Annotated in this window: 8 protein-coding genes and 1 pseudogene; all 9 read right to left on the bottom strand. The window is 75.4% G+C overall.

The window, feature by feature from the left end; genetic code table 11:
* Nucleotides 1–354: pseudogene (locus ABZ749_RS19415) on the bottom strand (hypothetical protein); the annotation flags it as partial.
* Entirely contained in the window at nucleotides 351–1,688 is a 1,338-nt protein-coding gene (gene cbiE / locus ABZ749_RS19410; protein WP_357229633.1) for a precorrin-6y C5,15-methyltransferase (decarboxylating) subunit CbiE, read from the bottom strand. The gene cbiE and the pseudogene ABZ749_RS19415, both read right to left, overlap by 4 nt.
* Nucleotides 1,685–2,836 (bottom strand): cobalt-precorrin-5B (C(1))-methyltransferase, encoded by a 1,152-nt coding sequence (locus ABZ749_RS19405; RefSeq protein ID WP_357229631.1) that lies wholly within the window; start codon nucleotides 2,834–2,836, stop codon nucleotides 1,685–1,687. Before ABZ749_RS19405 ends, cbiE begins: the two co-directional genes overlap by 4 nt.
* Nucleotides 2,833–3,657 carry a precorrin-4 C(11)-methyltransferase gene (gene cobM / locus ABZ749_RS19400; RefSeq protein WP_357229629.1) on the bottom strand — a complete coding sequence of 275 codons (825 nt, stop codon included), beginning with the start codon at nucleotides 3,655–3,657 and terminating at the stop codon, nucleotides 2,833–2,835. Before cobM ends, ABZ749_RS19405 begins: the two co-directional genes overlap by 4 nt.
* Complete coding sequence (cobI, locus tag ABZ749_RS19395) at nucleotides 3,654–4,427, bottom strand: precorrin-2 C(20)-methyltransferase (protein WP_357229627.1); 774 nt, start codon at nucleotides 4,425–4,427, stop codon at nucleotides 3,654–3,656. The genes cobM and cobI overlap by 4 nt, the downstream gene beginning before the upstream one ends.
* Nucleotides 4,424–5,779 (bottom strand): cobyrinate a,c-diamide synthase, encoded by a 1,356-nt coding sequence (locus tag ABZ749_RS19390; protein ID WP_357229625.1) that lies wholly within the window; start codon nucleotides 5,777–5,779, stop codon nucleotides 4,424–4,426. The genes cobI and ABZ749_RS19390 overlap by 4 nt, the downstream gene beginning before the upstream one ends.
* Nucleotides 5,773–6,384 carry a cob(I)yrinic acid a,c-diamide adenosyltransferase gene (gene cobO / locus ABZ749_RS19385; protein ID WP_357229623.1) on the bottom strand — a complete coding sequence of 204 codons (612 nt, stop codon included), beginning with the start codon at nucleotides 6,382–6,384 and terminating at the stop codon, nucleotides 5,773–5,775. The genes ABZ749_RS19390 and cobO overlap by 7 nt, the downstream gene beginning before the upstream one ends.
* 87 nt (nucleotides 6,385–6,471) lie before the next feature.
* Entirely contained in the window at nucleotides 6,472–8,670 is a 2,199-nt protein-coding gene (locus ABZ749_RS19380) for a magnesium chelatase subunit D family protein (protein WP_357229635.1), read from the bottom strand.
* A gap of 89 nt (nucleotides 8,671–8,759) precedes the next feature.
* Nucleotides 8,760–10,651 (bottom strand): cobaltochelatase subunit CobN (locus ABZ749_RS19375; protein ID WP_357229621.1); only part of this gene is annotated, 1,892 nt, incomplete at its 5' end.

Raw genomic sequence — 10,651 nt, 5'->3', positions numbered from 1 at the left:
GGCGAGCCCTTCGATGAACGGCTCGCCGTCACCGGCCAGCCCCGTCCACGGTTCACCGGTTCGCCCACCGAGCAGCGCCACCGCGTGCCGGGCGGCCTCGTCGACGACCACCACCGCCGGGTCGGTGCGCTTGTCGTCGAGCAGCGGCGCGACGATCCGTACCACCGCCCCGGTGGCCAGGAACGCGATGACCGCGTCGCACCCGGCCCAGGCGGTCCGCAGCGCGTCGGCGACGGTCTCCCCCTCGACCAGCCGGGCGTGCGGCCAGGCGGCGGTCAGGGTGTCGGCGTGCCGGCGGCCGGCTGCGGTGGCCGCCACCAGGCCGATCCGGGCGGGCGGGTTCTGTTCGGTCACTGGCGCTCCCCGGTGAGGACGACCACCGGGTTGGTGGCCGCGAGGCGGATCGACCCGCCGGGCAGGTCGGCGAGGCGGGCGGCGGAGAGCTGGCTGCCCTCGACCGTGTAGCCGGCGGCGCGCAGCAGACCCACGGACGGTGCGACCCGGTCCAGTGCGGCCAGGGTGAGCACCACCCGCTCGGGCTGGCGGGCCGCCACGGCGGTGAGGACGTCGACACCGCCGCCGCCGACGAAGACCGCGTCGGGCTCGGGGAGGCCGGCCAGCGCCGCCGGGGCACGTCCGCTGATCAGTCGGACGTGCACGGCGTGTGCCGCGGCGTTGGCCCGGATGGTGGCACCGGCGTCGGCGTCCTGTTCGACGGCGAGCACTGCCGCGCCGAGCAACGCGCACTCGATGCCGACCGAGCCGCTGCCCGCCCCGATGTCCCAGATCAGCCGGCCCAGTCGGGGGCGCAGCCGGGCGACGACGAGGGCGCGCACCTCCGACTTTGTGATCATGGAGTCGCGGTGGGCGTACCGGTCCTCCGGCAGCGCCCAACCACCGGCCGGCGCGGCGGCGGGCTGGTTGTCGGCGCGCATACCGGCCGTACCTCGGTCAGGCGGGGCGTCCGCGGACCAGGCGGGCCCGGCGGGGGGTGACGTGGACCCGGCGGGCACGGCGTCGGCGGGCGCGGACCTGGCCGGTACCGGGTCGGCGAGGCTGAGCAGGACGTGCGGGTCGGCCCAGGTACCGGCGACGGCCTGCTCGGGGGTCACCGCGCGGATCCGTTCGGCGGCGGTGCCCAGGTGCTCGGCGACCAACAGGCGGCGGGACCAGCCGATCAGGCCGGCGCCCAGCTCGGCCGCGCCGGCGCCGGGCGCGGTGAGCACCGCGACCAGTGGCAGCGCCCGGCAGGCGTTCAACGCCGGGCGCGGATCGCGGCCGTGCGCGGTGACCACGGCGGCGCCGTCCCAGGGCAGCCCGGCGCGGGCGAACGCGGCGGCCACACTGGACACTGCCGGCACCACCCGCAGCGGCAGCCCGGCCGCGCGCAGCCGCCGGACGATGCCGAACAGGCCGGGATCGCCGCTGGCCAGCACCACGGCCGGCACCCCGGCGTCGACGGCCTCGGCGAGGCGGCGCAGGGCGGGGGCGAGCGGCCCGAGGGCGATGGTGTCCGCGCCGGCCGGTACGGGCACCGCGGCCAGGTGCCGGGCGGCCCCGACCACCAGCCCGGCGGTGGCCAGCACCGGTGCGAGCGCGGGGTGCGGGGGTGCGCCCGCCGCGTCCAGGCCGACCACTGACACGGCGGTCACCGGGGCCGGTGGGGTCGCCGAGGCCGTCCGCGTCATCGGGGCCACCGGCCGGACGAGGCCACGACGTGCGCCCCGGCGAAGTCGACCATCGCCACGTCCACGGTGACCGTGGGCCCGGCGAATCGCCGCAACACCGCCTGGACCCGCTGGCAGAGCAGGTCGCCGGCTGGGGCGAGCAGCCCGGCGGCCTCCCACAGCTCGTACGCGTGTCGCCCGGTGTTCGCCTCGGTCACGGCGGCGACGAGCGACGGGTCGCCGCCGGCCTCGGCGGTCACCGCGCCGAGCAGGGAGAGGTCCACCTTCGAGCGGGTGTAGTGGGTCATCAGGATGCCGGCCGCCAGTTTGGCGAGCTTGCCGGCCATGCCGACGAAGACCACGCCGGTCATGGCGTCACCCACTGCGGCGGTCACCGCGGCCCCGGTGAAGTCGCCGACCTCGACGAAACAGACCTCGGGCAGGTCGGGCAGGAGCGTACGGGCGGCCCGCTCGGTACGCCCGCCGGTGCAGAGCACCACTGTCGGCTCGCCCTGGGCGGCCATCACGTGCACGGCCTGCACGACGCTGGCCCGCCACGACGCGGTGGAGAAGGGGCGGACGATCCCGGTGGTGCCGAGGATCGAGATGCCACCGAGGATGCCGAGGCGACGGTTGGTGGTCTTGCGGGCCATGATCTCGCCGCGGGGCACGCTGATCACCACCCGGACTCCGACTTCGCTGAGGTCGACCACCTCGGCCACGGCGTCGCCGATCATCTGGCGGGGGGTGTCGTTGATCGCCGGGCCGCCGACCGCGAGCCCGAGGCCGGGTTTGGTGACAGTGCCGACACCGGCACCGCCGGCCAGCCGCAGGCCGGGCACGTCGGTCCAGTTCACTGTGGCGGTCAGCTCGGCGCCGTGGGTGACGTCTGGGTCGTCCCCGGCGTCCTTGACCACCACCGCCTCGGCCCGGACCGGTGGGGTGCCGGTCACCTCGCAGCGCTCGACCGGGAAACGCACCCGGCGTCCGGCCGGCAGCCCGATCTCCACCTCCTGCTGGCTGCTGCCGGTGACCAGCGCGGTGACCGCGGCCTTCGCCGCCGCCGTAGCGCACGCGCCGGTGGTCCAGCCGGTGCGCAGCGCGGTGGGCCGGACCTTCGCGGTACGCGGCAGGTCCGGCTCGCGCAGCGGCGGCTCGGCGTACGTCATGGGGTTTCTGTTTCTCCGGCGCGGGCGCGGCGCAGCTCGGCGCGGGCGGCCGGCTCGGCCCGGCGGAAGGTGTGGAAGTGCCCGGGGTGGTAGAGGTGCGAGCGGGTGCCCTCGGCGGCGAGGGCCGGGCCGACCAGGAAGAGGGTGTGCTTCCACAGCTTGTGCTGCTTGACCGTCGCCTCCAGGGTGCCGACGGTGCAGCGCACCACCAGTTCGTCGGGCCAGGTCGCCTGGTACGCCACCACGGCAGGCGTGTCGTCGGGGTAGCCGCCGGCCAGCAGCTCGGCCTGCACCTGCCCGGAGCGGGCGGCGGAGAGGAACAGCGCCATCGTGGTGCCGTGCCGGGCGAAGTCCCGGACCCGCTCGCCGGGCGGCATCGGGGTCTTGCCGCCTTCGAGGCGGGTGAGGATGACCGACTGGGCCACCTCGGGCACTGTCAGCTCCCGCCCGATGATCGCCGCGACGGCGGTGAACGACGACACCCCGGGCACGATCTCGACGGCCAGGCCGAGCGCCCGGCACAGGTCCAGTTGCTCCTGCACCGCGCCCCACAGCGCCGGGTCTCCGGAGTGGATCCGGGCCACTGTCAGCCCCTGCTCGGCGGCGCGCTGGTAGAGCGGCAGCACACCCTCGATGGGGAGCTGCGACGAGTCGACGATCTCCGCGTCGGGGCGGGCGTGGTCGAGCACGTCGGCGTGCACCAGGCTGGCCGCCCAGATCACGATGTCCGCCTCGGCGATCACCCGGGCGGCCCGCAGGGTCAGCAGGTCCGCCGCCCCCGGGCCGGCTCCGACGAACCACACGGTGCCGTCGCTGGTCACAGCTTTCCTCCTCGGTGCTCGCGGCGGGCCGGAACCAGCAGCGTCGACAGGTACGGCAGGTCGTGTTCGGTGTCGTCGACCGGCCCGACGCGTTCGCCGGGGAGCCCCAGGCCGCGTCCGAGCACGGCGTCGGCGAGGCGACCCTGCCGGCGCAGCTCGGCGAGCAGTTCCGGGTGCCGCCGCCAGCCCTTGTAGACCACCACGGTGCCCGGCCCGGCGAGGGCGTCGGCGAAGAGCGCCAGGCCCGCGGTGGCCGGGAGCAGGGTGAGCGGTTCGCGTCCCTCACACAGCGGGGTGCCGCTGCGCGCCGCCAGCTCCTGCATGGCGGTGACGCCGGGCACTGTCGCCACCCGTACCGCCGGGCGCAGCGCGCGGACACTCTGGGCCAGGTAACCGAAGGTGGAGTAGACGTTGGGGTCGCCGATGGTGGCGAACGCCAGCGACCGCGCGCCCGCGTCGATCGCCTCGACCACCACCCGGGCGGCGTCGTCCCAGGCCGCCGCCCTGCGCGGGGTGATCCCACCCCGGTCGTCGAGCGCGAACGGCAGCCGGCGCAGCCGGTCGGTCGCGACGTGCTCCCGCACTGTCGCCTCGGCCCGCCCGGCGTCCGCACCCGGCGGCGTCGCGTTTGCGGTCGCGGTGGGCGTGACCCGGTCCGCCATCACGGGTACGAAGACCAGGTCGGCCTCGCGCAGCAGCCGCACCGCCTTGACGGTGAGCAGTTCCGGGTCGCCCGGGCCGACGCCGACCCCGGTGAGCGTGGCGCTCATCGGGCCGCCTCGACCAGTCGGCGGGCCGCGTCCGGGTGACCGGCCCAGTGGGTGTGCAGGTAGGAGGCGTGCACCCGGCCGGCGACGAAGCCGTGCGGGGTGTCGCTCCACCGCCATGCCGGCGCGTCGCCGTACCCCGGGTCGGTGGTGGTGCGGTGGAACTCGTGGCCGCGTACCGACTCGCCGGCGCGCGCCACCGGGGAGTCGGTGACGGCGAGGGCCTCCCGGTAGCCGAGGGTGAGCCGGTCGGTCATCCGGGCGGTCAGGTCCAGTCGACCGCACATCGGTACGCCGTCCAGGGACCGCCCGAGGTAGAGCAGCCCGGCGCACTCGGCAACGATCGGCCCGTCGAAGTCGGCCAGCTCGGCGCGGAGCGCGGTGTTGTCGGCGAGCGCCTGCGCGTACGCCTCGGGGAAGCCCCCGCCGATCACCACCGCCCGGGTGCCGGTGGGCAGGGCCGGGTCACGCAGCGGGTCGACGGTGACGACGTCCGCGCCGGCAGCGGTGAGCAGTTCGGCGGTCTCCGCGTACGAGAAGGTGAAGGCCGGGCCACCGGCGAGCGCGACCCGTGGCCGGTCGAGGCCGGCCGGCCCGCCGACGGCGACGACCGGGTCCCACGCCGGGGTGGTAAGCGGCGGGGCGGTCCGGGCCAGGTCGAGCACGGCGTCGAGGTCAACAGTGGCCTCGACCAGCTCGGCGAGCGCCGTGACGATCGCGACGGATTCGGGTGCCCGCTCGGCGACCGGCACCAACCCGAGGTGCCGGGCCGGCGCGGCCACCTCGGCGGCGCGGGTCACCGCCCCGAGCACCGGTACGCCCACCTCGGCGAGGGCGTCGCGCAGCAGCGTCTCGTGCCGGGGTGAGCCGACCCGGTTGAGGATCACCCCGCCGATCCGTACCGCCGGGTCGAACGCGGCCATGCCGAGGGTGAGCGCGGCGGCCGACCGGCCCTGCGCGGTGGTGTCCAGCACCAGCAGCACGGGTGCCTCGATCAGCCGGGCGACGTGCGCGGTGGAGGCGAAGTCGCGGCGGCCCACCGCGCCGTCGTGCAGGCCCATGACGCCCTCGACCACGGCGATGTCGGCGGGCGTGGGGACGCTCGCGCCGTGTCGCAGCAGGGCGGCGATCCGGTCGGCTCCGACCAGGAACGGGTCGAGGTTGCGCCCTGCCCGCCCGGCGGCGAGAGCGTGGTAGCCGGGGTCGATGTAGTCGGGGCCGACCTTGTGCGGGCTGACCGTCAGGCCCCGCCGGCGCAGCGCGGCGAGCAGTCCGGTGGCCACAGTGGTCTTGCCGTGGCCGCTGGCCGGGGCGGCGACCACCACCCGGGGCAGCGCCCAGTGCGCGCTCACCACTCGATGCCCTTCTGGCCCTTCTGGCCGGCGTCCATCGGGTGCTTGACCTTGGTCAGCTCGGCGACCAGGTCGGCGGCGGCGACCAGGCGCGGGTCGGCGTCCCGGCCGGTGATCACGACGTGTTGGAAGCCGGGCCGGTCGGCCAGGGTGGCGACCACCTCGTCGACGTCCACCCAGCCCCACTTCATCGGGTAGGTGAACTCGTCCAACACGTACAGCCCGTAGCGCTCGGCGGCCAGGTCACGCTGGATCTGCCGCCAGCCCTCCAGGGCGTCGGCGGCGTGGTCGGCGTCGCCGCCGCGCTGGATCCAGGACCAGCCCTCGCCCATCTTGTGCCAGGCCACCGGCGCGCCCTGGCCGGTGCGCTCGTGCACCTCGCCGAGCGCCCGGAAGGCGTTCTCCTCCCCCACCCGCCACCTGGCGCTCTTGACGAACTGGAACACCCCGACCGGAAGACCGGCCGTCCAGGCCCGCAACGCCAGCCCGAAGGCCGCCGTCGACTTCCCCTTCATCTGCCCTGTGTGGACGATCAGCAGTGGCCGGTGCCGCCGCTGCCGGGTCGTCAACCCGTCCTGCGGCACCGAACTCGGCTGTCCCTGTGGCATCAGACCGTCCCCCGTCCCGCGGCCACTCCCGTGCCCGCCTCTTCCGCGATCTTGCAGTTTCTGTTGGTCATATGCGTACTTCGCCCTCTATGCCGCGACAGGAAGCGCAAGATCGCGGGGGTGGGGGTGGGTGAGGGCTTCCAGGGGAGTTCGGGGGGCCTTCAGCTGGGTGGCCAGGCGGGCGGCCAGGTGCAGGCGGACCGGGCCCGTCTCGCAGTCGACGACCACGCACGGGGCGCCGGTGGCGGCCAGGACCGCTGCCGCCGCTGCCGCCCGGTCCAGCGGCCGGGTGCCGGCCGTGGCCCTCCCGTCGGTGACGATGAGGACCAGTGGACGGCGCTTCGGGTCGCGCAGGCGCTCCACCCGCAACAGGTCCGCGGCGGCGAGCAGCCCCTCGGCCAGCGGCGTACGCCCGCCGGTCGGCAGCTCGGCCAGCCGGGTCGAGGCGGCCAGCACCGACGAGGTCGCCGGCAGCAGGGTCCGGGCGCCGGTGCCCCGGAACGCGATCACCGCGACCTTGTCCCGCCGCTGGTACGCGTCCGTGAGCAGGGCGAGCACCGCGTCCTTCACAGTGGCCATCCGCTGCCGCGCGCCCATCGAGCCGCTCGCGTCCACCACGAACAGCACCAGGTTGCCCTCGCGCCCCTCACGAACCGCCTCGCGCAGGTCGTCCCGGCGCAGTCGCAGCGGACCGGTGAACCGGCCCCGGGCCGCCTGGTGCGGCGCGGCGGCGCGGATCGTGGCCGGCAGGTGCAGCGCACCGACCCGACCCGCCGGTACCCGGGCGCCGGTGGTGCGACCCCGCCCGGTGCGGGCCCGAGACCGTCGGCCCGGCACCCCGTCACCCAGGCCGGGCGCGGTGAGCACCCGCGCCTTCAACCCACCCCGGGGTACGGCCACCGGCTGGGACTCCCCGCCGCGGGGCGGGTCGTCGGCACCGGTCGTCGAATGTCCGCCACCGCGCGGGCGCGAGTCCGGGCCGTCGTCACCCCGATCGGCCTGCTGGTGCTGCGGCCAGCCGTCGTCGTCGCCCCGGTCGCCCGGCTGGCGCTGCGGCCAGCCGCCGGTGCCGTCCGGCCCGTCGGTGCCAGCGCCGTCACGCGCCGTCGGGTGCTCCGCCGAACCCGGTTCACCCTGGTCGACGCCGTCGCCGCTGCGGTCGCCTCCCTGCGGTCCACCGCCCTGTGGTCCGCCCCCGTTCGGGCCACCGCCACCGGCCGGGCCACCGCCCTGCGGGCCGCCGTCCGGGTCACTGCCGTCGGGGCCGCGGTCGTCGGGGCCGGCGTCGTCCGGGTCGTCGGGGTGGGCGTCCTGGGCGCGCTGCAACGCCTCGTCGAGGCGCTTCTCGTCCAGCCCCGGGGTGTCGAACGGGTCGCGGCGGCGGCGGTGCGGCAGGGCCAACCGGGCCGCCACCCGGACGTCGTCGATGGTGACCCGGTCCCGGCCGTGCCAGGCGGCGTGGGCGAGGGCGGTACGGGCGGTGACGATGTCGGCCCGCATCCCGTCCACGTCGAACGCCGCGCACACCTCGGCGATCTGCCGCAACGCGGCGTCCGGCAGTCGTACCCCGGGAAGTCGGCGGCGGGCGGCGGCCACCTGGCCGGCGATCTCCGCGTCGGCGTCGGCCCAACGGGCGGCGAAGCCGACCGGGTCCGCGTCGGCGGCCAGCCGGCGGCGGACCACCTCGACCCGGATCTCCGGGTCCCGGCTGGCGCCCACCTCCACAGTGAGCCCGAACCGGTCGAGCAGCTGCGGGCGCAGCTCCCCCTCCTCCGGGTTCATCGTCCCGACCAGCAGGAACCGGGCCGCGTGGCTGACCGAGACGCCCTCCCGCTCGACGTGACTGCGGCCCATCGCCGCCGCGTCGAGCAGCAGGTCGACGAGGTGGTCGTGCAGCAGGTTGACCTCGTCGACGTAGAGCACACCCCGGTGCGCGGCGGCGAGCAGGCCCGGCTCGAAGGCGCGTACCCCCTCGCCGATCGCCTTTTCGAGATCCAGCGCACCAACCACCCGGTCCTCGGCGGCGCCCACCGGCAGCTCGACGAGACGGGCCGGGCGGGTCTCGGCGGCGACGTCGGCCGGGTGCGGGCCGTCCGGGCAGGCCGGGTCGGGCTCGGCCGGGTCACAGCCGAAACGGCAGCCGGCGACCCGCCGCACCGGGGGCAGCAGCGCGGCGAGAGCCCGCACGGCGGTGGACTTGGCGGTCCCCTTCTCACCCCGGACCAGCACCCCACCGATCGCCGGGGAGACCGCGTTGAGCAGCAACGCCAGTCGCATGTCGGCCATGCCGAGCACCGCGCTGAACGGATAAATCGCCACTGCGCCTTCTTTCGTTCGCGACTGCGGGGCTCGCAGAACCGGCTCACTCCTCGCGCTCACACCCGGTCCTCCAGGTCGCCCTCACTGGCCAGGTACGTGTCGCGCAACCGGTCCAGGGTGGCCGGCTCCGGCTTGGCCCACAGCCCCCGGTCGGCAGCCTCCAACAGGCGTTCGGTGATGCCGCGCAACGCCCACGGGTTGGACTGCTCCAGGAACTCCCGGGTGGTCTCGTCGAAGAGGTACGCGGCGGCCAGGTGCTCGTACATCCAGTCGTCGACAACGCCGGCGGTGGCGTCGTATCCGAACAGGTAGTCCACTGTGGCCGCCAGCTCGAACGCGCCCTTGTAGCCGTGCCGGCGCATCGCGGCGATCCACTTCGGGTTGACCACCCGGGCCCGGAACACCCGCCGGGTCTCCTCGCCCAGCGTGCGGGTGCGCACGTCGTGCGGCATCGCCGAGTCACCCACGTACGCCTGTGGTGACGTGCCGGTGAGGTGGCGGACCATCGCCACCATCCCACCGTGGTACTGGAAGTAGTCGTCGGAGTCGACGATGTCGTGCTCACGGGTGTCCTGGTTCTTCACCGCCACCGCGATCCGGGCGAACGAGCGCTCCATGTCGGCGCGCGCCTCCCGCCCGTCCAGGCCCCGGCCGTACGCGTAGCCGCCCCACACCGCGTACACCTCGGCCAGGTCGGCGTCGCTGCGCCAGGTCCGGGCGTCGATCAGGGGCAGCAGACCAGCGCCGTACGCGCCGGGCTTCGAGCCGAAGATCCGGGCGGTGGCCCGTCGCTCGTCGCCGTGCTCGGCGAGGTCGGCGGCGACGTGCGCCCGCAGGTAGTTCTCCTCGTCCGGCTCGTCCAGGGCGGCGACCCGCCGGACGGCGTCGTCGAGCAGCGCCACCACGTGCGGAAACGCGTCGCGGAAGAAGCCGGAGATGCGCACTGTGACGTCGACGCGCGGGCGGCCCAGCTCGGCGGTCGGCACCACCTCGATGCCGGTCACCCGCCGGGACCTGTCGTCCCAGACCGGCCGGCAGCCCAGCAGCGCGAGCACCTCGGCGATGTCGTCGCCCTGGGTGCGCATCGCGCTGGTGCCCCAGACGGTCAACCCCACCGAGCGGGGGTACGCGCCGGTGTCGGCGAGGTGCCGGGCCAGCAGTGAGTCGGCGAGGGCCACCCCGACGTCCCAGGCGTTGCGGCTGGGGATGGCCTTCGGGTCGACGGAGTAGAAGTTGCGGCCGGTGGGCAGCACGTTGACCAGGCCCCGGGTGGGTGAGCCGGACGGGCCGGGCGGCACGAACCTGCCGTCCAGCGCCCCGAGGGTGTTGGTCAGCTCGTCGCTGGTCCGGTCCAGTCGGGGCACCAGCTCGGTGGCGGCGAAGTGCAGCACCGCGGCGACGTCCGGGATCGACCGACCGGTCACCTCCGTCACCACGGCGTCGATGGTGTCCACTGCCCAGTCCAGGGTCTCCATGCCGACGACCAGCCGCCGGGCGAGGGCCTCGATCAGATCGATCGCGTCGGCGGCGGTGCCGGCCGGCCCGTCCACCACGTCGGTCAGCGCCGCGGGCAGTGTCAGTCGCTGTCCCGGCGACGCGAGCAGTTCCTGCTCGTCGAGGGAGTACGCGACGGCGAGGGCCTGTCGCAGGCCAGGCAGGGCGCGGGCCCCGCCCCAGATCTGCGGGGCGCGCAGCACCGCGAGGACCAGGTTGACCAGGGGCTCACCGGTGGGCGCGTCGGCGAGGATGTGCAGCCCGTCGCGGATCTGCACGTCCTTGACCTCGCACAGGTACCCGTCGAGGTGCAGCACGAAGTCGTCGAAGTCGTCCGCGTCGGGCATCGCCTCGGCGTGCAGGTCGTGGTGCAGCTCGGCGCCGGCAGGGGTGTGCCGGTCCAGGAGCAGCGAAGTCGCTCCCCCCGCTCGACCAGCCCGGCGAGGCGAGCGGC

This window comes from Micromonospora sp. NPDC047753, assembly GCF_040642735.1.
Lineage (GTDB): Bacteria > Actinomycetota > Actinomycetes > Mycobacteriales > Micromonosporaceae > Micromonospora.
Note: the sequence above shows the minus strand (reverse complement) of the source record. Positions and strands in the feature narration are given on the sequence as shown.

Bases quoted from the DNA above. Each gene is read 5' to 3' on its own strand.
- cobO (WP_357229623.1), bottom strand. From the start codon at position 6,384: ATGCCACAGGGACAGCCGAGTTCGGTGCCGCAGGACGGGTTGACGACC.
- ABZ749_RS19405 (WP_357229631.1), bottom strand. From the start codon at position 2,836: ATGACGTACGCCGAGCCGCCGCTGCGCGAGCCGGACCTGCCGCGTACC.
- ABZ749_RS19380 (WP_357229635.1), bottom strand. From the start codon at position 8,670: ATGGCCGACATGCGACTGGCGTTGCTGCTCAACGCGGTCTCCCCGGCG.
- cbiE (WP_357229633.1), bottom strand. From the start codon at position 1,688: ATGACGCGGACGGCCTCGGCGACCCCACCGGCCCCGGTGACCGCCGTG.
- cobI (WP_357229627.1), bottom strand. From the start codon at position 4,427: ATGAGCGCCACGCTCACCGGGGTCGGCGTCGGCCCGGGCGACCCGGAA.